19 protein-coding genes are annotated in these 23,778 nt (G+C 72.1%); 10 read left to right on the forward strand and 9 right to left on the reverse strand.

Features of this window, described 5'->3' with window-relative positions; genetic code table 11:
* Positions 1–51: 51 nt before the first annotated feature.
* Positions 52–1,383: a copper amine oxidase gene (locus ACH4U7_RS16820; protein ID WP_398528659.1), complete on the reverse strand. Its 1,332-nt coding sequence runs from the start codon at positions 1,381–1,383 to the stop codon at positions 52–54.
* A 54-nt stretch (positions 1,384–1,437) separates the two neighbouring features.
* Positions 1,438–2,244 carry a Tat pathway signal sequence domain protein gene (locus tag ACH4U7_RS16825; protein ID WP_398528660.1) on the reverse strand — a complete coding sequence of 269 codons (807 nt, stop codon included), beginning with the start codon at positions 2,242–2,244 and terminating at the stop codon, positions 1,438–1,440.
* 243 nt (positions 2,245–2,487) lie between these two features.
* Here ACH4U7_RS16825 and glgX point away from each other — a divergent pair, with 243 nt between their 5' ends.
* From glgX to ACH4U7_RS16840, 3 genes are all read left to right on the forward strand, one after another.
* The gene (gene glgX / locus ACH4U7_RS16830; RefSeq protein ID WP_398528661.1) at positions 2,488–4,680 is read left to right on the forward strand and encodes a glycogen debranching protein GlgX; all 2,193 of its coding nucleotides are present in this window, start codon (positions 2,488–2,490) and stop codon (positions 4,678–4,680) included.
* Between the two features lie 127 nt (positions 4,681–4,807).
* Positions 4,808–7,315, forward strand: a complete 2,508-nt coding sequence (gene treY / locus ACH4U7_RS16835) for a malto-oligosyltrehalose synthase (protein ID WP_398528662.1) — start codon at positions 4,808–4,810, stop codon at positions 7,313–7,315.
* Between the two features lie 141 nt (positions 7,316–7,456).
* Positions 7,457–8,554, forward strand: coding sequence for a lytic polysaccharide monooxygenase (locus tag ACH4U7_RS16840; RefSeq protein WP_398528663.1), 1,098 nt, complete (start codon positions 7,457–7,459; stop codon positions 8,552–8,554).
* Between the two features lie 98 nt (positions 8,555–8,652).
* Here the strand turns inward: ACH4U7_RS16840 and ACH4U7_RS16845 are convergent, their stop codons facing one another.
* The gene (locus ACH4U7_RS16845; protein ID WP_398528664.1) at positions 8,653–9,585 is read right to left on the reverse strand and encodes a LysR family transcriptional regulator; all 933 of its coding nucleotides are present in this window, start codon (positions 9,583–9,585) and stop codon (positions 8,653–8,655) included.
* Between the two features lie 105 nt (positions 9,586–9,690).
* Here ACH4U7_RS16845 and lpdA point away from each other — a divergent pair, with 105 nt between their 5' ends.
* On the forward strand, positions 9,691–11,196 hold the full coding sequence (lpdA, locus tag ACH4U7_RS16850; RefSeq protein WP_398528665.1) for a dihydrolipoyl dehydrogenase: 1,506 nt from the start codon (positions 9,691–9,693) through the stop codon (positions 11,194–11,196).
* Here the strand turns inward: lpdA and ACH4U7_RS16855 are convergent.
* Entirely contained in the window at positions 11,162–11,425 is a 264-nt protein-coding gene (locus ACH4U7_RS16855) for a hypothetical protein (RefSeq protein WP_398528666.1), read from the reverse strand. The two genes, lpdA and ACH4U7_RS16855, sit on opposite strands and share 35 nt — an antisense overlap.
* Positions 11,426–11,540: 115 nt before the next feature.
* Between ACH4U7_RS16855 and ACH4U7_RS16860 the strand changes: the two genes are divergently transcribed.
* Together ACH4U7_RS16860 and ACH4U7_RS16865 are read left to right on the forward strand one after the other, a co-directional pair.
* On the forward strand, positions 11,541–12,911 hold the full coding sequence (locus ACH4U7_RS16860) for a sensor histidine kinase (RefSeq protein ID WP_398528951.1): 1,371 nt from the start codon (positions 11,541–11,543) through the stop codon (positions 12,909–12,911).
* A 125-nt stretch (positions 12,912–13,036) separates the two neighbouring features.
* Positions 13,037–13,636, forward strand: coding sequence for a response regulator (locus tag ACH4U7_RS16865; protein ID WP_398528952.1), 600 nt, complete (start codon positions 13,037–13,039; stop codon positions 13,634–13,636).
* 14 nt (positions 13,637–13,650) lie between these two features.
* Here ACH4U7_RS16865 and ACH4U7_RS16870 read toward each other — a convergent pair whose 3' ends face one another.
* Positions 13,651–14,454: an aminotransferase class IV family protein gene (locus ACH4U7_RS16870; RefSeq protein ID WP_398528667.1), complete on the reverse strand. Its 804-nt coding sequence runs from the start codon at positions 14,452–14,454 to the stop codon at positions 13,651–13,653.
* A gap of 338 nt (positions 14,455–14,792) precedes the next feature.
* Between ACH4U7_RS16870 and ACH4U7_RS16875 the strand changes: the two genes are divergently transcribed.
* Together ACH4U7_RS16875 and treZ are read left to right on the forward strand one after the other, a co-directional pair.
* Complete coding sequence (locus ACH4U7_RS16875; protein WP_398528668.1) at positions 14,793–15,701, forward strand: GNAT family N-acetyltransferase; 909 nt, start codon at positions 14,793–14,795, stop codon at positions 15,699–15,701.
* A gap of 78 nt (positions 15,702–15,779) precedes the next feature.
* Entirely contained in the window at positions 15,780–17,630 is a 1,851-nt protein-coding gene (gene treZ / locus ACH4U7_RS16880) for a malto-oligosyltrehalose trehalohydrolase (protein WP_398528669.1), read from the forward strand.
* On the opposite strand, the gene msrB is transcribed toward treZ, so the two are convergent.
* The 4 genes from msrB to ACH4U7_RS16900 form a co-directional block, all read right to left on the reverse strand.
* On the reverse strand, positions 17,582–17,989 hold the full coding sequence (gene msrB, locus ACH4U7_RS16885; protein WP_089508767.1) for a peptide-methionine (R)-S-oxide reductase MsrB: 408 nt from the start codon (positions 17,987–17,989) through the stop codon (positions 17,582–17,584). The genes treZ and msrB overlap by 49 nt on opposite strands.
* 12 nt (positions 17,990–18,001) lie before the next feature.
* Positions 18,002–19,414 (reverse strand): UDP-N-acetylmuramate--L-alanine ligase, encoded by a 1,413-nt coding sequence (gene murC / locus ACH4U7_RS16890; protein WP_398528670.1) that lies wholly within the window; start codon positions 19,412–19,414, stop codon positions 18,002–18,004.
* A 141-nt stretch (positions 19,415–19,555) separates the two neighbouring features.
* The gene (locus tag ACH4U7_RS16895) at positions 19,556–20,032 is read right to left on the reverse strand and encodes an indole-3-glycerol phosphate synthase (protein WP_398528671.1); all 477 of its coding nucleotides are present in this window, start codon (positions 20,030–20,032) and stop codon (positions 19,556–19,558) included.
* An 82-nt stretch (positions 20,033–20,114) separates the two neighbouring features.
* Positions 20,115–20,927: a pyrimidine reductase family protein gene (locus ACH4U7_RS16900; protein ID WP_398528672.1), complete on the reverse strand. Its 813-nt coding sequence runs from the start codon at positions 20,925–20,927 to the stop codon at positions 20,115–20,117.
* Positions 20,928–21,036: 109 nt separating this feature from the next.
* On the opposite strand from ACH4U7_RS16900, the gene zapE reads away from it, so the two are divergent.
* Positions 21,037–22,131 carry a cell division protein ZapE gene (gene zapE / locus ACH4U7_RS16905; protein ID WP_398528953.1) on the forward strand — a complete coding sequence of 365 codons (1,095 nt, stop codon included), beginning with the start codon at positions 21,037–21,039 and terminating at the stop codon, positions 22,129–22,131.
* Positions 22,132–22,361: 230 nt separating this feature from the next.
* Positions 22,362–23,756, forward strand: coding sequence for a PhoX family protein (locus ACH4U7_RS16910; protein ID WP_398528673.1), 1,395 nt, complete (start codon positions 22,362–22,364; stop codon positions 23,754–23,756).
* Positions 23,757–23,778 lie beyond the last annotated feature (22 nt).

Genomic DNA, 23,778 nt, shown 5'->3' on the forward strand with positions numbered 1-23,778 from the left:
AGACTACTGCGGCGGACGGGGACGGTGCAGCTCGATCGATCGACCTTACGGTCAACCTTCTTCTTCTGTATGGCCGTTGTGATCAGACAGTGCAGAAGGCGTGAGCGGATTCATAGCGGTGACGTCCCGAGGGGCGAGCTGGAAGCCCTGCCAGTGCACCGGCATGGGCTCCTGGTCCTCATCGCGGGCGATGTGGTGGAACCCGATGTTGACCCACACGATGGGGTGCTTGAGGGTCTGGCCGTTCACCCACTTGTCGACGCTCTTGCCCACACTGCAGCTGCGCGGGTTGTTGCTGGCGAACTGCTCGCATTTGTTGTAGTCGGTGAAGTAAACGTCGTGCTTGGTGTAGCTGCGGCCGGGGAACTTGCTGGTGTGGCCGGGCACGATCTCGTAGCTGCGCGGATGGCCGTCCTTGTTCTTGCCCGCGGTGGACACGATCCGCCACCAGCGCTGGGCGGCGGCGTCCCCGGCCAGTTCCTTGGTGACCTGGGTGCGGGTGGTCTTGGTCTTGGGCTTCTGGCCGGTGGCCGTGGTGGTCTTGGAGTCGTACTGCTCGATCTTGCTCTTGGGGGAGCCGTCGAGGCCGAAGTTCAGCCGCCAGAAGACGTTGTGGGCGTGGCTGGTGGCGTAGTCCTTGGCGCCCTTGCCGATCGGCCAGCCGCGGCCGTCGCCCGCGTCGTAGTCGAGCGGGGAGAGCGTGCCGGTGGCGCCGACCTGCATGGTCATGGTGCCGTCGCCGGAGAACCGCCACTCGGTGATGTACTCGTACCAGCCGACCATGTTGACGGTGTAGAGGAGCAGGTCCTTGCCCTGAAGCTGGTAGACCTTGTTGCCGTCCGGACCGCCGGCGCCCATGCGGTAGGCGTGGCCGCGGGCTCGGGTGGTGGCGCACAGACCTTTCACATCCGGGTGATCCGGGTCCCATGCGCCCGGGACGCGGACGGTCTTGATGGTGCCGCCGGGGCATTCGGCCGGGTCGAGCTGTTGCAGCCCCTGGGCGAAGTCCTGGCCGGTGAGATCGTCGTACTCATTGCTGCCGTCGTCGTACGGCACATGGATCTGGGCGAGTTTCGCACTGGTCAGCACCTTGATCGGGGCGGCCTCGCCCTTGGGCTGATACGAGACGTTGTCGAGCACGAGCCCGGCCTTGCTGTCGTAGTGCCAGCACATCCGCCAGGTGGTGCCGCCGTCCAGCTTCTGCTCGATCTTGTACGCGGCCGAGCAGTCGGCCGCGGCGGCCGGGGCCTTCGCGGGCGCCTTGGGGGCGGCCTGGGCGGAGCCGGCCGGACCGGCGGCGACGCCCGTGACCCCGATGAGCGCGGAGGCGCCGAGGGCCGCCGCGACCCGGGCGCGGGCACTGCGAAGCCTTCTTTCGGGCATGGAGGTACTCCTGTGATGAACGTAAGGGTGTGCGGAAAGGAGCTCGCCGGGCCGTCAGCCGAGCCGGTGGACGGTGCGGTCGCTCAGGTCGATCACCAGTTGCCGGGTGTCGATCCATTGCCCGCCCGTGACCCGGGTGAACAGCCGTACGCAGCGGTGGGTGCCGCAGTCCGCGAGGGCGGCCGGCCCGGCGTTCTCCTCGTCGACGCGGTAGACGAAGCCGGTGACGGTCAGCTGGTCGGGGCTGGTCAGCGCTCTTCCGGTGGCGTCCTTGTAGTCCCGCTTGAGGCCGTCGCCGAGCTTGTCGGCGATCAGCAGCCGCGCGGCCTCACGCGCCTCGTCGTGGCTGGGCGGCGGCTGGACGCCATGCTGGGTTTCGGTGTGTTCGACCTTGCCGGAGGCGAGGTCGACGGTCTTGATGACGTAGGCGTCGTCCTTGTAGTCGTAGTACGAGACCTCGGCGCGGCGCGGCGGGTCGGCCTGTGCCGCCTCCTCGGGAGACAGCTCCGCGAGGTCGGTGGCCAGCCGCTGCGGGCCCTTGCCGCCGGTGACGTTCTCACCGCTGTCGCGGAGGCTCCGGTTGACCGCGAGCTGTTCGGCGCGCTTCATCTCGTCGTCCGTGAGCGGATCCCGGCCCGTGCCCGTCTTCCCCTGAGTGGGGGCGGACTCCACGACAGCGGGCTGCTGCCGCGCCGACTTGCCCTGCTCGGCCGTCGAGCTCTGCGGGCCGCCGTCGCGCCCCGCCGCCGCGCCTTTCTCCTGGCCGGACGCGTCGCTCGGAAGCGTCACCCCCACCATCACCGCAGTGGCGGTGACCGCGATGGCCGCACCGGCCACCACCTTGCCCAGGTGGCGGTGCATTACTGTGCGCACATTCTCCCCCAAACACCCCTCAGGTCGCATGGGACCGCATACCGGGAGATCCAGTATGCGGAGTCACCCCGTAGGACGAACCGATCTGGTCGCAGGTTGCCTCCGATTCCAGGAAGTTGTGGCGAAAGTGCTACGCCAGGGCGCGAGTTGGGCAAGGATTCCTCCTCGTCCCTCCTCGTCCGGCGCCAGGGGTGCTCGCGGGCCCCGGGGCAGAAGTGGAAGAGTCGACGCATGCAGGTCTGGCCGGGACAGGCTTACCCCCTGGGCGCCACCTACGACGGCGCCGGAACCAACTTCGCGGTCTTCTCCGAGGCCGCCGTGCGGATCGAGCTGTGCCTACTGCACGACGACGGCTCGGAGACCGCGGTGGAGCTGCGCGAGACCGACGCCTTCGTACGCCACGCCTATCTGCCGGGGATCATGCCCGGGCAGCGCTACGGCTTCCGGGCCCACGGCCCGTACCAGCCGGAGCGCGGCCATCGGTGCAACTCCGCAAAGCTGCTGCTCGACCCGTACGCCAGGGCGCTCAGCGGACAGATCAACTGGGGCGAGGAGGTCTACGGCTACCACTTCGACCGGCCCGAGAAGCGCAACGACCTCGACTCGGCCCCGCACACCATGGCCTCGGTCGTGGTCAACCCCTACTTCGACTGGGGCGACGACCGGCCGCCGCGCACCGACTACCACCGCACCGTCATCTACGAGGCCCACGTCAAGGGCCTCACCATGCGCCATCCGCGGCTGCCGGAGGAGCTGCGCGGGACCTACGCGGCGCTCGCGCACCCCGCGATCATCGAACATCTGACGGAACTGGGCGTCACCACGCTCGAACTGATGCCGGTGCACCAGTTCGTGCACGACCACCGGCTGGCCGACGCGGGTCTGTCGAACTACTGGGGCTACAACACCATCGGGTTCTTCGCCCCGCACAACGCCTACGCCTCCTGGGGCGACCGGGGACAGCAGGTCCTGGAGTTCAAGTCGGCCGTACGCGCCCTCCACCAGGCCGGTATCGAGGTGATCCTCGACGTCGTCTACAACCACACCGCCGAGGGCAACCACCTGGGGCCGACGCTGTCCTTCCGGGGCCTGGACAACGCCTCGTACTACCGGCTGGCGGGCGACCGGCGGTACTACACGGACACCACCGGCACCGGGAACTCCCTGCTGATGCGCAGTCCGCACGTCCTCCAGCTCATCATGGACTCGCTGCGCTACTGGGTGACCGAGATGCGGGTCGACGGCTTCCGCTTCGATCTGGCGGCCACCCTGGCCCGGCAGTTCCACGAGGTGGACCGGCTGTCCTCGTTCTTCGACCTGGTGCAGCAGGACCCGGTGGTCAGCCAGGTGAAGCTGATCGCCGAGCCCTGGGATGTCGGCGAGGGCGGCTACCAGGTGGGGAACTTCCCGCCCCTGTGGACCGAATGGAACGGCAAGTTCCGCGATACGGTGCGCGATCTGTGGCGTGGCGAACCGCGCACGCTCGCCGAGTTCGCCTCCCGGCTGACCGGCTCCTCCGACCTCTACCAGAGCGACGGGCGGCGGCCGCTGGCCTCCGTCAACTTCGTCACCTGCCACGACGGCTTCACGCTGCGCGACCTGGTCTCGTACGACGAGAAGCACAACGAGGCCAACGGCGAGGGCAACCAGGACGGCGAGAGCTACAACCGCTCATGGAACTGCGGGGTCGAGGGCGAGACCGACGACCCGGCGGTGCGGGCGCTGCGCGAGCGCCAGATGCGCAACTTCATCGCCACGCTGATGCTGTCCCAGGGCGTGCCGATGCTCAGCCACGGCGATGAGTTCGCGCGCACCCAGCACGGCAACAACAACGCGTACTGCCAGGACAACGAGGTGTCCTGGGTGCACTGGCCGGAACGCAGAAACGCGGCTGTCCAGGCGGCCGAGGGGGACGCGTCGACCGGGGCAGCCGGGACGTCCCAGGCTTCCGAGGCGGACGCGTCGGCCCTGGAGCTACTGCGCTTCACCCGGTCGCTGATCTGGCTCCGCCGCGACCACCCGGTCTTCCGGCGGCGCCGCTTCTTCCACGGACGGCCGGTCGAGGGCACCCACGACGAGCTGTCCGACATCGCATGGTTCACGGCCGAGGGCGAGGAGATGCGGCAGCGCGACTGGCAGGCGGCGCACGCCAAGTCGCTGACGGTCTTCCTCAACGGCAGCGCGATCTCCGAGCCGGGGCCGCGCGGGGAGCGGATCACCGACGACTCCTTCCTGCTGATGTTCAACGCGCACCACGAGCCGCTGGACTTCACGGTGCCCATCGACCACGGCAAGCAGTGGCAGCTGATCGTGGACACCTCGCTGCCGGAGGGCGTGGAGCCCGGCAGCGGGGCGAAGGTGGCGGCGGGCGACCGGCTGACGCTGGTGGACCGGAGCCTGCTGGTGCTGCAGCGGCCGGGGTAGCCCCGCGGGCCGGTGGTGTGTGTGGAGGGGGACGGGACGGGTTCCCGTTTGGGCGAAGAAACCCTCGTACGAGTGTTTGGCGGATGCTTCGATCTGATGCCGTGCGGGTTGTGGGTACGTACGTTCTATGACGTCCGACCGCACCGCGCCCGGGTCCGCCCCGCCGACCGCCACCTACCGGCTGCAGCTGCAGCCCGCCTTCCCCTTCGAGGCGGCGGGCGCGGCCGTGCCGTATCTGGCCGCGCTCGGCGTCTCCCATCTGCACCTCTCGCCGGTGCTGGAGGCCCGGCCCGGCTCCACCCACGGCTATGACGTGGTCGACCACTCGGCCGTGCGGGCGGAGCTGGGCGGCGAGGAGGGGCTGCGCGCCCTGGCCCATACGGCGCGCGCCCATGGGCTCGGGCTGATCGTCGACATCGTGCCCAACCACATGGCGGTGCCCGCCCCGGAGCGGCTGAACAGACCGCTGTGGGAGGTGCTGAAGGACGGGCCCGCCTCGCCGTATGCGCGGTGGTTCGACATCGACTGGGGCCGCCACTGCGGCAAGGTGCTGCTGCCGGTCCTCGGCGGCCCGCTCGGCGAGGAACTGGCCGCGCTGCGCGTGGCGGACGGGGCGCTGCGCTACCACGACCACGAGTTCCCGCTGCGGGCCGGCACCGAGGGGCTGCCGCTGCCCGAGCTGCTGGACCGGCAGTGGTACCGGCTGGGCTGGTGGCGGCTGGCCCGCACGGAGCTGAACTACCGGCGTTTCTTCACCATCTCCGAGCTGATCGCGGTGCGGGTGGAGGATCCCGAGGTCTTCGCGGCGACCCATGGGAAGCTGCTGGAGCTGGTGCGCGACGGGGTGATCGACGGGCTGCGGGTGGACCACCCGGACGGCCTCGCCGATCCGGAGGGGTATCTGCGGCAGCTGGACCGCGAGGTGCGGGCCGCGGCGGGCGGCGGCCGGTGGACCGTCGTGGAGAAGATCCTCGGCCGGGGCGAGCGGCTGCCCGCACACTGGCCGGTCGCCGGCACGACCGGCTATGACGCCCTGCACCACATCGACGGCCTGTTCGTCGACCCGGCCGGGCTGGCGGAGCTGACCGCGCAATACCGGGGCTTCGCCGCACCCCCCGAGGACCTGGGCGGCGACTGGCCGGCGACCGTGCGGCGCGCCGCGCGGCATGTGGTGACGTATGAGCTGGCCGCCGAGGTGGAGCGGCTGGTGCGCGCCGCCGTGCGGATCTGCGCCGCCGAACCGCGGCTGCGCGACCACGCGCCGTGGGCGCTGCGCACGGCGCTCCGCGAGCTGCTGGTGCGGCTGCCGGTCTACCGCCCGTATGTCTCCCCCGACACCCCGCCGACCCGGACGGACGCCGAGATGCTGATCCTGGCGGCGGGGGACGCGCGGGCGGCGTTCGCGGTGCGGGAGGAGGCGCGGGTGGTGTTCACCGTGCGGGACGCGGCGCTCGGCAGACTGGGCGACGGACCGCACCACCGCGACTTCTGCGCGCGCTTCGCCCAGACCGCCGCCGCGCTGCGCGCCAAGTCGGTCGAGGACACCGCCTTCTACCGCTTCGCGCCGCTGCTCTCGGCGGCGGAGGTCGGCGGCGACCCGGGGCAACCGGCGGTCTCCCCCGACCGGTTCCACGCCTTCGCCGCCCGGCTGCAGGCCGACTGGCCCTCGACCGGCACCGTGCTGTCCACGCACGACACCAAGCGCAGCGCGGATGTGCGGGCGCGGCTCGCGGCGCTGACCGAGTGCCCGGACCGCTGGGGGCGGCTGCTGGAGGCGGTGAAGGTGGCAGCGGAGGTGCGGGAGACGGCGGCGCCGGGCACCGCGGCGGCGCCCGACGCCCATCTGGCGTGGACGGCCTGGCAGACGGCGGTGGGGCTGGGGTCGCCGGACGGCGAGCGGCTGGTTCCCGCGGTCCTGAAGGGGGTGCGGGAGGCGGGGCTGCGGACGACCTGGACCGAGCAGGACCCGGCGTACGAGGACGAGGTCGCCGCCTTCCTCAAGGCGGGCCCGTGCGACCCCGACCACCCGGCGTGGGCGGCGCTGGGCGGCGCGCTGGACGCCCCGGCGCGTGCCAACGCACTGGGCGCGGCGCTGCTCCAGCTGACCATGCCGGGCGTGCCGGACCTCTACATGGGCACCGAGCACAGCTACGCCGCGCTGGTCGACCCGGACAACCGCCGCCCGCCCGAACCGCGCCCCGATCTGCTGGCCCATCTGGACGCGGGGCGCGAGCCGGACGGGACATCGGCCGAGAAACTGCTGCTGACCGCGGCGGCCCTACGGCTGCGGCGGCGCCACCCCCAGTGGTTCGGCCCGTCGGGCGCATACACCCCGCTGGCCGCGAAGGGCCCGGCGGCGGCGCACTGTGTGGCCTTTCTGCGAACGGACGGCCGGGGCGGAGGCGACAGCGCGGAGGCGAGTGGGGGCGGCGGGGACGGCGCGGACGGAGGGGCGGTCACCGCCGTCACCCGGCTGTCGCGGCGGCTCGCGGAGGCGGGCGGCTGGCGCGGCACGGCGCTGGCGCTGCCGCCGGGCCGCTGGCGGGATCTGCTGACCGGGCGGACGGTCGAGGGCACCGGCCCGTTGAGTGACCTTTTCGACCGGTTTCCGGTGGCGTTGCTGATCCGGAGCTGACGGCCCGCCAGAACTGGCGCTGTGTTCGCGGCCTAAAGCATTTACAGGCACTCCGGACGGCGCTACCTTCACAAAGTAACTTGGGAGCGCTCCCATACGACGGTTCCTGACCCGTTCGCGTCGAAGGGAAGAAGAAGCGCAATGCCACGACGATTGATGGCTCTCGCACGTCCCGCTCGCCCGCCGGGCAGTTCTCGCGCCCGCCGGTCCGTACTGCTGGTGCTGCTCGGTGTGCTGCCCGCCCTCGGCCTGGTCTTCTTCGGCGGCGGCAGCGCCTCCGCGCACGGAGCGCCGATGGCGCCCGGCAGCCGCACCTATCTGTGCTGGAAGTACAGCCTGTCCAGCACCGGAGAGGTGAAGCCGACCAACCCCGCGTGCAAGGCCGCGTTCGACAAGGGCGGGGCCAACGCGTTCTACAACTGGTTCGCGGTGCTGCGGTCGGACGGGGCGGGCCGGACCAAGGGCTTCATCCCGGACGGCCAGCTGTGCAGCGGCGCGGCCACCGTCTACAACTTCTCCGGTTTCGACCTGGGCAGCAACGACTGGCCGGTGACCCATCTGACCGCCGGTAAGTCGATGCAGTTCACCTACAACGCCTGGGCCGCGCACCCCGGTTCGTTCCGCAGCTACGTCACCAAGAACCCGATCGACCCGACGAAGCCGCTCACCTGGAACGATCTGGAGGACCAACCGTTCAACACGGTGACGAACCCGCCGCAGACCGGCCCGGTCGGCACGGTGGACGGCAAGTACACCTGGACCGCCAACCTTCCCTCGGGCAAGAGCGGCCGCCACATCATCTACACCGTCTGGACCCGCTCGGACAGCCAGGAGACCTTCTACAGCTGCTCCGATGTGGTCTTCGACGGCGGCAACGGTGAGGTGACGGTGCCGGGCGCCTCCAGCGGCGGCAGCGACCCGACCGACCCGCCGACGGCCAAGTGCACCGCCGCCCAGAAGACCGCCAGCACCTGGAACGGCGGCTACCAGGCCGAGGTGACGGTGACCAACTCCGGCGCCACCCCCATCTCCTCCTGGATGGTCGACTGGACCCTGCCGTCCGGGCAGCGGGTGGACAGCGTCTGGAACGGCAAACTGACCGCCACGGGCTCATCGGCATCGGTCACCAATGCCGATTGGAACGGCTCATTGGCGGCCGGAGCGTCGACAACCTTCGGCTATGCGGCCAGCGGCGGCTCGCCCGACGCGGCGGCGGAGCCGATCTGTATGGTGCACTGACCCGATCCCCACGCAGCAGGCTGACCCGCACAGCGCGCTGCCCCGACCCCTGATCCGCACGGTGCCCTGATCCGCTCCTCCGCCCTGTCAGGTGCACCTCACCCTGCCGGTCTGCCGTCCCCTTCCCCCTCGTGGGCGGCAGACCGGCCTTTCTCTGTCCGCCCCCACCACCCCCGGTCCAGCAGCCCGACGAAGGAGGCCGCGGCCCCGGTGAGTTCGACCCGGGAGAACGCCGTCAGCTCACGCTGCCAGGGCGGATCCAGGGGCAGCACCGCACAGTCGTACCTGGCGGCCACATGCGCGGGGGCGATGAGCACCCCCGCCCCGGCGGCGGCCAGCCGCACGGCGGTCGAGGTGTGGTCCGTATGGGCCCCCGTACGAGGCGTGAAGCCCGCCTGCTCACAGGCCAGATCGAGAAAGCGACGGCCCTCGATCACCGGCTCCAGCGCACACCGCACCCAGTCCCGGTCCGCCAGCTCGGCCAGCCGCACGGAGTCCTGTTGGGCCAGCGGGTCGTCCGGCTCCACGACCACCACGAACTCCTCCTCGCCCAGCGACACCACGGGCCCCTGCCACCCCTTGGGGCGGTGGCCGATCGCGACATCCGCCACACCGCGCTCCATGCGGTCGCGCAACTCCTCGCCGGTGGCGTACTCATGGACCACCAGGCTCACCTTCCCGTGGCTCCGCCGCCAGCGCGCCAGAGCCTCAGGGAGCACCCCGATGGCCACCGCGTGCAGGGTGGCGATATGCAGCTCGCCGCCCGCCGCCCCGGCCGCCGCCCGCGCCGCGCGCCGCGCCTGCCGGGCGCTGCGCACCGCGAACTCGGCATGCGGCAGAAACGCCCGGCCCATGGGCGTCAGCCGTACCCCCCGCGGCAGCCGCTCCAGCAGCGGCCCGCCGACCTCCCGCTCCAGGGCCTTGATCTGGTGCGAGAGCGCGGACTGGGTGACGCCCAGCAGCTCGGCGGCATGAGTGAAGGACGCCTCCTCGACCACCGCCACGAGATACTCCATCTGGCGCAGACTCATCCGCCGCCTCCCCCTTCGCCATCACCCTCCCCATGCAGAAAATTCATCGTAACCAGAGAAACTTTGCCTTGGACTCATGCATCGGTAGGGGCACAGGCTGGACTCATGCATGAGACAGACATCATCGTCATCGGCGGCGGAACCGGCGGCTACAGCACCGCGCTACGCGCTGCCGCCCTCGGTCTCGACGTCGTCCTGGCCGAACGCGACCTGGTGGGCGGGACCTGCCTGCACCGCGGCTGCATCCCCAGCAAGGCGATGCTGCACGCCGCGGAGCTGGTCGACGGCATCTCCGAGGCACGCGAACGATGGGGTGTGAAGGCCACCCTGGAGGCCGTGGACTGGTCCGCCCTCACCGCGACCCGCGACGACATCGTGGCCCGCAACCACCGCGGTGTCGAAGGCCATCTGTCCCACGCGGGCGTCCACGTGGTCCGCGGCTCCGCCGCCCTGACCGGCCCGCGCACCGTACGCATCACGCCGGTCGACACAGCGACCGGCACGGCGACTGGCGCTGGCGCGGACGCGGACGCGGGTGGCGAGTGGACCGCGCGGCGCGGCATCGTGCTGGCGACCGGCTCCCGCCCGCGCACCCTCCCCGGGCTGGCGCCGGACGGCCAACGGGTCGTCACCAGCGACGACGCCCTCTTCGCCCCGGGACTCCCGGACTCCGTCCTGGTGCTGGGCGGCGGCGCGATCGGCGTCGAATACGCCTCACTGCACCGCTCCATGGGCGCGGACGTCACCCTGGTGGAGGCGGCGGACCGGCTGCTGCCGCTCGAGGACGCGGACGTCAGCCGCCACTTGACGCGCGGGCTGAAGAAGCGCGGCATCGAGGTGCTGACCGGCGCCCGGCTGGAGCACGCCGAGCCGTACGCGGACGGGGTGCGCGTCACCGTCCGCCCGGCCCGCGGCGAGCCGCGCACCCTCGACGCCCAGCGGCTGCTGGTCGCGGTCGGCCGCGCCCCGGTCACCGACGGCCTGAACCTGGGCGCCGCCGGGCTGACCACCGACGACCGCGGGTTCATCGCCCCCGCCGACTGGTCGCGGCTGGAGACCGCGGTGCCAGGCATCCATGTCGTCGGCGATCTGCTGCCGCCGCCCTCGCTCGGGCTGGCCCACGCCTCCTTCGCGGAGGGGCTGCTGGTGGCCGAGACCCTGGCGGGCCTCTCACCCCAACCCCAACCCCAGCCCCAACCCCAGCCCCAGCCCCAGCCCCAGCCCGCGTTCTACGACACCGTCCCCCGTGTGACCTACTCCAGTCCGCAGACCGCCGCCGTCGGCCTGTCGGAGGCTCAGGCGCGCGAGCGGGGCCTGGACGTCGTCGTCAACACCATGCCGCTGACCGCCGTGGCCAAGGGCATGGTGCACGGCCAGGGAGGCATGGTGAAGGTCGTCGCCGAGCGGGCGGGCGAGGGCACCGGCCAGGTGCTCGGCGTCCATCTCGTCGGCCCCCATGTCTCGGAGATGGTCGCCGAAAGCCAGCTGATCGTCGGCTGGGACGCCGAACCCTCCGACGTGGCCCAGCACATCCATCCGCACCCCACCCTCTCCGAGGCCGTCGGCGAAGCCTTCCTCACTCTGGCCGGGCGCGGTCTGCATCAGATATGAGCGGACCGGACGGGCTACCGGACGAGCTCTTGCCCGACTCCTCGGCGACAGCCACCACGAGGAAGCCGACCACGGTCAGGCCGATGCTCGCATACAGCTCATAGCCGTCCAGGAACGGCAGAAAACGGATCATCGCCATCAGCCGGAACCAGCCGATGAGCTCGTGGGCGATCCCGATGAGCCCCTGGAACAGCAGAAAGCCGCCCACCAACTCGCATGCCTTTCTCATGTATTCGAGGCTAGGCGGCGGTCCGGCGGGCGCGGGTCAGCCAAAGGTCTATGGCCCTGCAACTTTGGTCGATACCCGCGCCCGAGACCGCGACCGCGGCCCCGCTCGCCAGTAGATTCGTCGTGTGGGCAGCTCAGAGGCAGTGCAGACGGCAAGCAGCGAGCGAGCGCGCGACAGCGAGCGCGTCGGGACGCGCCGCACCATGCGCGACTGGATCGTGGACGTGTGCTGCATCTCGCTGGCGGCCCTGTTCTCGCTGACGGCCTCCGAGTCGATGGCCAACGACCCGTCGGTGTCGGACGAGGCGCTGTTCGCCGACCTGATGGCCGGAGTGGTGGCCTGTCTCGCGCTGTGGCTGCGCCGCCGCCGGCCGGTCGAGCTGGCGCTGGTGCTGCTGGCCGCGGGCGTGGTCTCGTACTACGTCGCGGGGCCGCTGCTCGTGGCGCTGTTCACGGTCGCGGTGCACCGGCCGCTGCGTACGGTCGCGTGGGTCGGCGGGGCGGCGCTGGCCCAGATCTTCGCCGCCCCGGCGGTGCGCCCCGACCCCGACGTCGACTACATCGGAGACGTGCTGCTCGGTGCCCTGCTCATCAGCGGCGCCATCGGCTGGGGCATGTTCGTGCGCTCACGGCGCATGCTGCTCGAATCGCTGCGCGAACGGGCGGCGCGGGCCGAGGCGGAGGCGGCGCTGCGCGCCGAGCGGACCCAGCGCCTGACCCGCGAGCGGATCGCCCGGGAGATGCACGATGTGCTCGCCCACCGGCTCTCCCTGCTGAGCGTGCACGCGGGCGCGTTGGAGTACCGGGCCGACGCGTCCCCGCAGGAGGTGGCCGAGGCCGCCGGGGTGATACGCAGCAGCGCGCACCAGGCGCTGCAGGATCTGCGCGAGGTGATCGGCGTGCTGCGGGCCCCAGACCCCAACGATGCCGACGCCGAGGGCAGCCCGCCCGACCGGCCGCAGCCGACCCTCGCCGATCTGCCGCGGCTGGTGGAGGAGTCACGCCGGGCGGGCATGCGGGTGACGCTGTCGGACGAGGCGGGCGTCGCCGGGGCGGTCGTCGCCGGGACGGGCGTCGCCGGGGCGGGCGTCGCCGGGGCGGGCGAGGCGGCCAGGGCGAGCGACGCAGCCGTGCCGGGCGAGGCAGCCGTGCCGGGCGCCACGGGCCGTACGGCCTACCGGATCGTGCAGGAGGGGCTGACCAACGCGCGCAAGCACGCGCCCGACGCGGAGGTGACGGTGACGGCGTCGGGGGCGCCGGGCGAGGGGCTGACCGTAGAGGTGCGCAATGCCGTACGCGCCCCGGTGCGCGCCGGCACACCCGCCGAGCCGCCGCATCACAGCGACCGGCCGGGGGCGATCCCCGGATCGGGCCAGGGCCTGGCCGGGCTGGCCGAGCGCGCGGCGCTGACGGGCGGCCGGCTGGAGTGCGGCCCTTCGGACGACGGGGACTTCCGGCTGTACGCCTGGCTACCGTGGCCCGCATGAGCTCATCCCCATCGGAGTCCCCACCGGAGTCCACCAACCAGGGACCCACTCCCGCGCCCGCCCCCGCACCCATCCGCCTGCTGGTCGTCGACGACGACCCGCTGGTCCGCGCCGGGTTGCGGCTGATGCTGGGCGGCGCCTCCTCCGGTATCGAGATCGTGGGCGAGGCGTCCGACGGCGCGGAGGTGGCCGCGCTCGTGGACCGCCGCTCCCCCGACGTCGTCCTCATGGACATCCGCATGCCGACGGTGGACGGGATCGCCGCGACCGAGCAGCTGCGGCAGCGCGAACCCGCCCCCGAGGTGGTGATCCTGACGACGTTCAACGCGGATGAGCATGTGCTGCGGGCGCTGCGCGCCGGAGCGGCCGGCTTCGTACTCAAGGACACGCCGCCCGCCGACCTCGTCGCGGCCGTGCGACGGGTGGCGGCGGGCGAGCCGGTGCTGTCCCCCACCGTGACCCAGCAGCTCATCGAGCATGTGGCGGGTACCGGCCGGGACGCGCGGCAGGAGCGGGCCCGGGCGCTGCTCGACCAGTTGAACGACCGGGAGCGCGAGGTCGCGGTCGCCGTGGGCCAGGGCAAGTCCAACGCGGAGATCTCCGCGGACCTGTTCATGAGCCTCGCGACCGTCAAGACCCACGTATCGCGGATCCTGACCAAGCTGGATCTCAACAACCGCGTACAGATAGCCCTGTTGACCCACGACGCGGGCCTGCTCGAATGACGCTCCCCGCAACCTCACGGCGCGGTGGGTGATTCGGCCTCGTACGCCTTGTGCAGCAGCTCCAGGAAGGACGGCGCCTCGGGCAAGGACACGGCGCCGATCCGGCTCACCGCCACGCCCGGCGTCCAGGAGTTCATGACCACGCCCCCGGCCAGCGTCGGCAGATCGTCGAGCGTGATGTCCTGGACGCGCTGAGGGACGCCGAGGCGGTCCAGTTGCCGACGGACGATGCTCATGGTCATCCCGCCCAGCACCTCGGCCTGGGGCCACACCACCGAGTCACCGTCCCAGAAGGCGAGATTCCAGATCGTCGCCTCGCTGAGCCGCCCCCGCCGGTCGACGAACGCGGCGTCGTCGAAGCCCTGCGCGACCGCCTGGCGGAGGAGGTACGTCTTGGCCACCTCGCCGACATGCTTCACGGCCGGAAGAAACCGCTCATGCTCGACCGCCGCCAGCGCCAGCGGGCCCTCCGGCCCAGCGGAGGGCGGTCCGGTGCGGACCAGCACCTCGGGCTCCGCCCCGGCCCCGGCCGCGGTGAACTCGCCCACCCTCGAGTAGACCGTGGCCGTCAGCGAGAGATCGGCCGGACCGGCCTCCAGCGCCGCCCGCAGATACGACCGCACCTGGTCGTCGGGCAGCGCGCGGCCGAACAACTCCACCGAGGCGGTCCGCAGCCGCTTCAGATGGAGGTCGAGGCCCCGGACCCGGCCCCCGCGCACCTGCATGGCGGTGAAGTGGGCATAGCCCGCGAAGGCGAGCGGCGCCAGCTCCTCGGCGGTCGCCGCCCGGCCGTTACGGTGTGCGACGAAAGACGTCATGATCGCTCCAGCGGTGGGGACGGTAGGGAATCGACGGAGCGGGCGCGCAAGGTGGGCAATGCCCGCCCGCGGAGCCGACGTTATGGGTTGACATCAATGAGAAGGTCAAGCGCGAGGAGCAGCACGGCGCGGATCGGGCACCCTCCTGAGCCGTTCCAAAAATGCCTGGACAACGGTCTGTCGGCCCGCATAGAGTGCGGGCACGCCCATGATCGAGGAAGGAGGCGAGAGCTATGGACACTACGTCGTACCCGCGCTCCCGCCCCCTGTCCCCTGGGCGTATCGCCGTCTGATCACCGATCCGACCGGGAGCGCATCGCCATCCCGGAAGGAATCTCATGACCGAGCTGGTCATCCGCGCGCTCACCGAGAGCGACGCACATCTCTTCAACACCCTGCACGACCCCGGGCACGTCGGCCGCGCCCGCTTCGGCCACACCTACCGCACCCGCGCCGAGGGCGGCGACTACCGCCCCGACTGGACCTGGGTCGCGCTGCGCGACGGCCGTGTGGTCGCCCGCGCCGCCTGGTGGGGCGCGGCCGATGACACCAAGCCCATCGCCCTGGACTGGTTCGACTTCGCCGATGGCGAGGCCGACGCGGCGGCGGAGTTGCTGCGCACCGCCCCGCTGCGCGCCGAGTACAGCCTGCTGGCGGCGCCCGGCTGGCGCGACCGGCCCGAGGAGCGGGCCGCGGCGCAGGCCCGGACCGACGCGGCCGTCGCCGCCGGGATGGAGCCACTGGTGGAGCGCTACCGCTACGAGTGGACCCCCGAGTGCGGGCTTCCCGAGCGGCCGGGGCGGCTGGAGTTCCGGCCCGAGCCCGACGACGAGAAGATCGCCGAGGCGCTGCGCCGCATCATGCCGGGCACCCTCGACGCGCACGACCTGCGGGCCATCGCCCAAGGGGGCGTCGACGCCGCGGTGCGCGAGCTGATGGACTTCCTGAACTGGTGCCCGTCGCCGCGCGAATGGTGGCGCCTGGCGTGGACACCGGAGGGCGAGCTGGTCGGCATCCAGGTGCCCGCGCACAACCCGGGCGGCCCGTGCGTCGGCTACATCGGGGTGGTCGAAGGGCAGCGCGGCCACGGCTATGCGTACGACCTGCTGGTGGAGTGCACCCACGACCTGGTGGAGCGGGGCGCGACGAAGATCGCGGCGGCGACCGACCAGCCCAACCTCCCGATGGCCAGGCACTTCGCCAAGGTGGGCTATCCCATCACCCAGGAGCGCATCGACCTCGTCTGATGCCCGTGGCATGCTGCGCGGCGCACCTCGCGTCGCGCAGCATGGTCCTTCAGGCATCGCTGAGGTGAGGAGACATCAGTGCTGTTCGAGGTGTGGGCGCCGCGCGCCGGGCGGGTCGAGCTCCATCTGGAGGGCCGTACAGGCCACCGCACGGACCGTACGACGGCCCGTACGCAGCCCATGGAGCGCGATCCGGCCCGGGAGGGGTGGTGGCGGGCGGCGGCCGAGGCCGGGCCCGGTGCGCGCTACGGCTTCGCGCTGGACGGCGGCGCGCCGCTGCCCGATCCGCGCTCCCGCCGCCAGCCCGACGGCCCCGAGGGCCTGAGCGCGGTCAGCGACCCCGCGGGCTTCGAGTGGCGGCGCGAGTGGCGGGGCCGGCCGCTGCCGGGCGCGGTCCTGTACGAGCTGCACATCGGCACCTTCACCCGCGAGGGCACCTTCGACGCGGCCGCCGAACGCCTGCCGCACCTCGCCGAACTCGGCGTCACCCACATCGAGCTGATGCCCGTCTGCCCGTTCCCGGGGGCGCACGGCTGGGGGTACGACGGCGTGGCGCCGTGGGCGGTGCACGAGCCGTACGGGGGGCCGGAAGGGCTTGCGCGCTTCGTGGACGCCGCGCACGGCCACGGCCTCGGCGTGGTTCTGGACGTGGTCCACAACCATCTGGGCCCCTCCGGCAACCATCTCCCCTCCTTCGGCCCGTACTTCACCGACACCCACCACACCCCGTGGGGGGCGGCCGTCAATCTGGACGCCCCCGGCTCGGACGAGGTCCGCGCGTACTTCCTGGGCAGCGCCCTCGCCTGGCTGCGCGACTACCGCCTGGACGGGCTGCGGCTCGACGCGGTGCACGCGCTGCGCGACACCCGCGCCCGCCACTTCCTCGCCGAGCTGTCCGCCGCCGTGGACGCGCTCGCCGCCCAGGTCGGCCGACCGCTGTTCCTCATCGGCGAGTCCGACCTGAACGACCCGCGCACCACCACCCCGCGCGAAGCGGGCGGCCATGGGCTGCACGCGCAGTGGAACGACGACTTCCATCACGCCCTGCACACCCTCCTCACCGGTGAACGGCGGGGCTATTACGCCGACTTCGCCGCCGCGGGGGCGCATGCCCTCGCCAAGACCCTGACCGGCGGCTTCTTCCACGACGGCACGTACTCGGCGTTCCGTGGCCGCGGCCACGGCGCCCCGCTGAACACCCTGGCCACCCCCACGTACCGCCTGCTGGGCTACTCCCAGACCCACGACCAGATCGGCAACCGCGCGGTCGGCGACCGGCTCTCCGCCCGGCTCTCCCCCGGGCTGCTGGCCTGCGCGGCCGCCGTCGTGCTGTGCTCGCCCTTCACCCCGATGCTCTTCATGGGCGAGGAGTGGGGGGCCGGTACGCCCTGGCAGTACTTCACCGACCACCAGGACCCGGAGCTCGCCGAGGCCGTACGGCGCGGCCGGCGCCGGGAGTTCGCCGCCCACGGCTGGGCGGAGGAGGACGTCCCCGACCCGCAGGACCCGGCGACGCGGCTGCGCTCCTGCCTGGACTGGACCGAGCCGACCCGCGAGCCGCACACGGAACTGCTCGACTGGCACCGGCGGCTGATCGCCCTGCGCCGCGCCGAACCGGCCCTGGCCGACCCCCGGTGGTCCGCCACCCGCCCGTCCGTCTCCTCGGACGGCTGTATCGACTTCCGGCGCGGCCCGCTGTGCGTCGTGATCAACCCGTACGACCGCCCGGCCGAGGCCCGCCTCGGCCCGCCCGACATCGACTGCGCCGAGGTCGTCGCCGCCTGGCGGCCCATCGACCCGCCCGACGCGGACGGCACCCTGCGGCTGCCACCGGAGACGGCCGCGGTACTGCGGCTCGGCGCCCCACAAGGGCCAGGAGATCAGCTCTCCTTCGGCTCCAGCCGCAGCGAGATCGAGTTGATGCAGTAGCGCTGGTCGGTCGGGGTCGGGTAGCCCTCGCCCGCGAAGACATGGCCGAGGTGGGAGCCGCAGCGGGCGCAGCGGACCTCGGTGCGGACCATGCCGAGCGAGCGGTCCTCGATCAGTTCGACGGCGGAGGACTCGGCCGGGTCGTAGAAGGACGGCCAGCCGCAGTGGCTCTCGAACTTGGTCTCGGAGCGGAACAGCTCGGCCCCGCAGGCCCGGCAGGAGTAGACGCCGGCCGTCTTGGTGTCGGTGTACTCACCCGTGAAGGCGCGCTCGGTGCCGGCCTCGCGCAGGACCTGGTACTCCTGCGGGGTCAGCTCCGCGCGCCACTGCTCTTCCGGCTTGTCGATCTCGTACGCCATGGACTCGCTCTCCTAGCTCTCCAGGCGGGCGAGGATCTCCGGACCGAGGTCCGTGACATCGCCCGCGCCCATGGTGAGAACAAGGTCACCGGGCTTGGCCATTCCAGCGATGAGCTCGGGGATCGCGGTCCGGTCGTGCTCGGCGGTGACGTCGGCGCCGTGGCGGGCGGCGGCGTCGATGATCAGGGCGCTGGTGATGCCGGGGACGGGGTCCTCGCGGGCGGGGTAGATGTCCAGGACGACGCTGGCATCGGCGAGGGCGAGCGCCTGGCCCATCTCGACGCCCAGCTCGCGGGTGCGGCTGAAGAGGTGCGGCTGGAAGACGACCAGCACCCGGCCGTCACCTGCACCGCCGCGGATCGCCTCGAGGTCGGCGGAGATCTCGGTGGGGTGGTGTGCGTATGAGTCGATGACCTGCACCCCGGCGGCGACGCCCTTGAGCTGGAGGCGGCGCCTGACGCCGGTGTACGAGCCGAGGGCGGGGGCCAGCTCGCGGGCGGGGACGCCGAGGGCGGCGCCCGCGGTCAGGGCGGCGACGGCGTTGAGGGCGTAGTGGCGGCCGGGGACGGAGACGGTGAAGGTCAGCTCGCCGCCACCGAGAGTGTCCGGCAGGAGGACGGTGACCTCGCTGGTCAGTCCCCGCTGGGCGATGTCCAGGACACGTACGTCCGCGCCCGGGTCCTCGCCGTAGGTCAGCACGCGCAGGCCCTCGCGGCCGGTGACCCGGCCGGTCAGCTCGCGGGCGCCGGGGTGGTCGGCGGAGACGACCAGCGTGCCGCCGGGCCGGATCCGCTCCACGAAGGTCTGGAACGACTCGTGGATCTCCTCCATCGAGGCGTAGTTGGCGTGGTGGTCGAGCTCCACATTGAGGATGATCGCGACCTCGGGCGCGTACTTGTGGAAGCTGCGGTCGCTTTCGTCCGCCTCGGCGACGAAGATCTCGCCGCCGCCGTGCTGGGCGTTGGAGCCGGGGGCGTCCAGGTCGCCGCCGATCGCGTACGACGGGTCGAGGCCGAGGGTGGTGAGGGAGACGGCCAGCATGGAGGTGGTGGTCGTCTTGCCGTGGGTGCCCGCGACCGCGATGGGGCGGGCGCCGTCCATCAGGCCGGCCAGCGCGTCGGAGCGGTGTATGACGGGGATGCCGCGCTCGGCGGCCGCGGTCAGCTCGGCGTTGTCGGCGCGGATCGCGCTGGAGACGACCACGCTGGTGGCGTCGGCCGCCAGATGCTCGGCGGCGTGGCCGATGTGCACCGTCACGCCGAGGGCGCGCAGCGCCTCGACGGTCGGGGAGTCCTTGGAGTCACTGCCCGCGACCCGCGAGCCGCGCATGGCGAGGATCTTCGCGATGCCCGACATCCCGGCGCCGCCGATGCCGATGAAGTGCGGTCGGGCCATCGCGTCGGAGGCAAAGCCGGCCGGTGCCATGTACGGGTCTCCCCTGGGTCGCGGTTCGTCGCTGTCGGGCCCGATTCTCGCACCTTGTGGGGAGGGGTCCGGCGAAGGCCCGTCCGGCGCACCAGCACGGGTGGGTACGGAAGGGGTTCGGGGTGGGAGTGCGGCGTGTGGTCAGGCGCCCTTCGTCGGCTGCTCCTCGTCGGCCGCGTGCGAGAAGAGCTTGAGCACCGGGACGCCCACCTTGTGCCGCGCCCGCGACGCCCAGTCCCGGTGGAAGAACTCCTCCACGAAGTGCGGCTCGGTCAGCACGATCACCTCGTCCGCGCCGGCCCGCTCGACCATGTCGCGCAGCGCGTCCAGCGGATGGCGCTGGACGACCTCCCCGCTGGCCTCGCTGCCCGCCGCACGCAAGGCGGCGAGGGAGAGGCGCAGGGCGCGCTCGGCGGGCTCCAGCGCCTCCTGGCCCTCCGGCTCGTCGCGCTCCTGGACGGCGTGCTCCAGGTCGCCGAGCGCGATGTCGTCGATCGCGCGCAGCAGCCGGTCCTTGCTGCCCCGCGGCTGCATGAGCACGACGAAGGAGACCGCGTCGTCGCCGTGCAAGGTCGTGACGAATTCCACGTCGACGGGGCTCAGGGGCTTCTCGATCATCAATACGCTCGTGAACACTGCCGGCGCCCTCTCATGCGATTTATTCCGTATATTCCTTTTTTAACTAAAATCAATTATCGCCTTATTGCCGCTTGCGACGGTAGCTGGTGAAAAGAAACCCGGCGTCCTCCAGGACGGAAAAGAGGGTGAACCGTTCCGGTTCCACCAGCGCCGGGCCCTTGACGATCCGCTCCGCATCGCCCGCCGCGATCAGCGGGGCCAGCGACAGACACAGCTCGTCAAGCACCCCGGCGGCCGCGAACTGCCCGAGCAGCTTAGGCCCGCCCTCCGACAGCAGGCGCGTCAAACCGCGCTCGGCGAGCGCGGCCACCACCCGCGCCGGATCCACCCCGGCCCCCTCTCCCGCCAGCACCACCTCGGCGCCCGCCCGCCGGGCCGCCGCCAGGCGGTCCGCGGGGGCCTGCGCGCCGGTGACCACCAGCGTGGGCACCAGCGGCTCGGTGAACAGCGGCAACGAGAAGTCCAGGTCCAGGCTCGCGCTGACCACGGCGATCGCGGCCACCGGCGGGCGCCCCTGCGCCGCCCGCCGGGCGACGAACGCCTCGCGGGCGCGCGCCGGGCGGTAGCCCTCGCGGCGTACGGTCTCGGCGCCGACCACGACCGCGTCGGCCAGCCCCCGCAGCACCCCGAAGATCCGCATATCGGCGGCGGAGGACAGTTGCTGCGACCGCCCGTCGTGGTGGGCGGCGCCGTCCAGCGAGGACACCATGTTGGCCCGCAGCCAGGCCGCCGCGGGCCGTCCCGGCCCGGCCAGGAGGTCCGGGAGGTCCGGGTAGGCGTACGCGTCGGCCAGTTCGTCCAGCCCCCACTCGCGGTCTTCTCCCGAGGATGGTTCGGCGGGCGTTTCGGTCGGCAGCGGGAACAGGCGTCGCATAGGCCGCAGTGTGACATGCCTCCCTATCCGGCGGTGACCTCCCCCGAAGGGACTAGGCTCGGAGTTTGTGTCAGCGCGAACCACCACGTCCGACAGGCCCGCGGGTCCGATAGCCGAGCAGGCTCCCATAGCCGAGCAGACTCCCGCCGCCCTCGCCTCCCGTACGCCGCACGTCCCCGCCGAGCGTCTGGTGGCGGAGATGGTGCCGCCGCCGCGCTTCTCGACGGTGAGCTTCGACAACTACATCCCCGACCCGGGACAGCCCAGCCAGGCCACCGCCGTGAAGGAGCTGGCGGCCTTCGCCACCTCCGTCAGCGACGGCGGCGGGGCGGCGGACGGCCGCCGCAAGAGCTGGTTCCGCCGGGAGACCAGGCCCGCCGCGCCGCGCGGCCCGCGCGGAATGTATCTGGACGGCGGCTACGGCGTCGGCAAGACCCATCTGCTGGCCTCCCTCTGGCACGCCACCGCGGCCCCGCCCGAGCGGAAGGCGTTCGGCACCTTCGTGGAGCTGACCAACCTGGTCGGCGCCCTCGGCTTCCAGCAGACCGTCCAGACCCTCAGCGGCCACCGGCTGCTGTGCATCGACGAGTTCGAACTGGACGACCCCGGCGACACGGTGCTGGTCTCCACGCTGCTCGGCAAGCTCGTCGACGCGGGCGTGGCACTGGCCGCCACCTCCAACACCCTCCCCGGCAAGCTCGGCGAAGGCCGGTTCGCCGCGGCCGACTTCCTGCGCGAGATCCAGGGCCTGTCCGCCCGCTTCCGGACGCTGCGCATCGACGGCGAGGACTACCGCCACCGCGGCCTGCCGGAAGCCCCCGCCCCGTACTCGGACGAGACCGTCACCCGCGCCGCGCACCGCACGCCCAGCGCCTCGCTCGACGACTTCCCCACCCTCCTCGAGCACCTGTCCCGGGTCCACCCGAGCCGCTACGGCGCGATGTGCGACGGAATCGAGGCGGTGTGCCTGACCGGGGTCGGGCCGGTGCCCGACCAGTCGACCGCGCTGCGGCTGGTGGTGCTCGCGGACCGGCTGTACGACCGCGAGGTGCCGGTGCTGGCGTCCGGGGTGCCGTTCGACCGTCTCTTCAGCGACGAGATGCTGCAGGGCGGCTACCGGAAGAAGTACTTCCGGGCGATCTCGCGGCTCACGGCGCTGGCGCGGGATGGGAAGCGGCTGGCGACCTCGACCTCTGGCGAGTGAGCCGAAGGGGCGCGGCCGCTGTCGAAAGGGAGAGCGCGCGGAGGCCGCGAGGAACGAGCGGGCGAGCACGGTCGACCGTCGACAGGGGCTGTAGCGCCCCGGAGGCGAACCGAGCCCTGAAAGAGGGCGCGACGCGCAGGCGCGGCCGTTGATCGGATGGTTCCCGCGCGCGAATTCGCGTGATACACACATGCGGTCACATTTCCTGTCCGCCAACAGGGAGTTACCGCATGTCAGTAACGCGACGTCAGGTCCTGGCCCGCAGCGGTGCGGCCGGTGCCGCCATCGCCTTCGCAGGCAACATCTCCGAACTCTTCACCGGTACGGCCGCGGCCGCCGAGCCCGGCCAGGAGGCCGCGGCCGGCTCAGGCGGCTACGGCCCGCTCATCCCCGACCCCGACGGCCTGCTCGACCTCCCCGAGGGCTTCCGCTACCGGGTGCTGTCCCGCGAGGGGGACGAGCTGCGCTCCGGCGAGGGCAAGGTCCCCAGCCACCACGACGGTATGGCCGCCTTCCCCGGCCGGACCGGCGGCCGGGCCCGTACCCACCTGGTCCGCAACCACGAGAACCGCCCCACCGCCGCGATCCGCGTCCCCGCCGTCCAGGGCCTCACCTACGACCCCATGGGCATGGGCGGCTGCACGGCCCTCGAACTCGACGCGGGCAACCGCGTCCTCGCCGAGCACGTCGCCATCGCCGGCACCGCCGTCAACTGCGCGGGCGGCCCCACGCCCTGGAACACCTGGCTGACCTGCGAGGAGACCGAGGACAAGGCCGGCACCAACGGCTACACCAAGGACCACGGCTTCATCTTCGAAGTGGACCCGTACGACCCGCGCCGCACCGGCGCCGTACCGCTGACCGCCATGGGCCGCTTCCAGCACGAGGCCATCGCGATCGACCCGCGCAGCGGAGTCGTCTACGAGACCGAGGACGCCTTCGAGAAGCCCTTCGGCCTCTTCTACCGCTTCCTGCCGCACAAGCCGCTCGGCGGCACGGGGTCGCTGCGCGCGGGCGGCGAGCTGTACGCGATGCGCGTGCCCGGCGTACGGGACCTGTCGGCCGTCCAGGAGACCGGCACGTCCTTCCACGACATCGAGTGGGTGCCCGTCCCCGACCCGCTCGCCAAACAGACCCCCGTCCGGCTCCAGGACTTCGGTCCCAAGGGCATCACCCACGCACAGAAGCTGGAGGGCTGCTACTGGGGCGGCTCGTCCGTCTACTTCGTCTCCAGCTTCGCCAAGAGCGCGGACGGCTCGGCCGCCGACCACTACGGACAGATCTGGCGGTACGACCCGCAGCAGAGCCGCCTCACCCTCGTGATCGTCTTCGGCCCGAGCACGGACGTGCAGCTGCCCGGCGAGTCACCCGACAACATCACGCTCGCGCCCAGCGGCGGCCTGATGGTCTGCGAGGACGGCAACGGCGCGCAGCATGTCTTCGGGCTGAGCAGGCGCGGGGAGGTCTATCCGATGGCGCGCGGACGCCAGAACATCGGCACCCCGGAGAAGCCGGAGTGGGGTGAGTTCGCGGGGGTGACCTTCGCACCGGACCGGCGCACGATGTACGTGAACTGCTACACCCCGGGCACGACCTTCGCGGTGACGGGGCCCTGGCGCCACTGAGTCCGCAGGCCACGGCCTGAGA

Origin of the sequence: Streptomyces sp. NPDC020845 (assembly GCF_044334165.1) — a bacterium.
Taxonomy (GTDB): Bacteria; Actinomycetota; Actinomycetes; order Streptomycetales; family Streptomycetaceae; genus Streptomyces.

Excerpts from the sequence above, each read along its gene's own strand:
- treY (WP_398528662.1), top strand. The coding sequence starts at position 4,808 with ATGACGTCCGACCGCACCGCGCCCGGGTCCGCCCCGCCGACCGCCACC.
- ACH4U7_RS16865 (WP_398528952.1), top strand. The coding sequence starts at position 13,037 with ATGCTGGGCGGCGCCTCCTCCGGTATCGAGATCGTGGGCGAGGCGTCC.
- glgX (WP_398528661.1), top strand. The coding sequence starts at position 2,488 with ATGCAGGTCTGGCCGGGACAGGCTTACCCCCTGGGCGCCACCTACGAC.
- ACH4U7_RS16875 (WP_398528668.1), top strand. The coding sequence starts at position 14,793 with ATGACCGAGCTGGTCATCCGCGCGCTCACCGAGAGCGACGCACATCTC.
- ACH4U7_RS16900 (WP_398528672.1), bottom strand. The coding sequence starts at position 20,927 with ATGCGACGCCTGTTCCCGCTGCCGACCGAAACGCCCGCCGAACCATCC.
- ACH4U7_RS16840 (WP_398528663.1), top strand. The coding sequence starts at position 7,457 with ATGCCACGACGATTGATGGCTCTCGCACGTCCCGCTCGCCCGCCGGGC.
- ACH4U7_RS16855 (WP_398528666.1), bottom strand. The coding sequence starts at position 11,425 with ATGAGAAAGGCATGCGAGTTGGTGGGCGGCTTTCTGCTGTTCCAGGGG.
- lpdA (WP_398528665.1), top strand. The coding sequence starts at position 9,691 with ATGCATGAGACAGACATCATCGTCATCGGCGGCGGAACCGGCGGCTAC.
- ACH4U7_RS16870 (WP_398528667.1), bottom strand. The coding sequence starts at position 14,454 with ATGACGTCTTTCGTCGCACACCGTAACGGCCGGGCGGCGACCGCCGAG.
- murC (WP_398528670.1), bottom strand. The coding sequence starts at position 19,414 with ATGGCACCGGCCGGCTTTGCCTCCGACGCGATGGCCCGACCGCACTTC.
- msrB (WP_089508767.1), bottom strand. The coding sequence starts at position 17,989 with ATGGCGTACGAGATCGACAAGCCGGAAGAGCAGTGGCGCGCGGAGCTG.
- ACH4U7_RS16895 (WP_398528671.1), bottom strand. The coding sequence starts at position 20,032 with ATGATCGAGAAGCCCCTGAGCCCCGTCGACGTGGAATTCGTCACGACC.
- ACH4U7_RS16910 (WP_398528673.1), top strand. The coding sequence starts at position 22,362 with ATGTCAGTAACGCGACGTCAGGTCCTGGCCCGCAGCGGTGCGGCCGGT.
- ACH4U7_RS16845 (WP_398528664.1), bottom strand. The coding sequence starts at position 9,585 with ATGAGTCTGCGCCAGATGGAGTATCTCGTGGCGGTGGTCGAGGAGGCG.
- ACH4U7_RS16825 (WP_398528660.1), bottom strand. The coding sequence starts at position 2,244 with ATGCACCGCCACCTGGGCAAGGTGGTGGCCGGTGCGGCCATCGCGGTC.
- ACH4U7_RS16820 (WP_398528659.1), bottom strand. The coding sequence starts at position 1,383 with ATGCCCGAAAGAAGGCTTCGCAGTGCCCGCGCCCGGGTCGCGGCGGCC.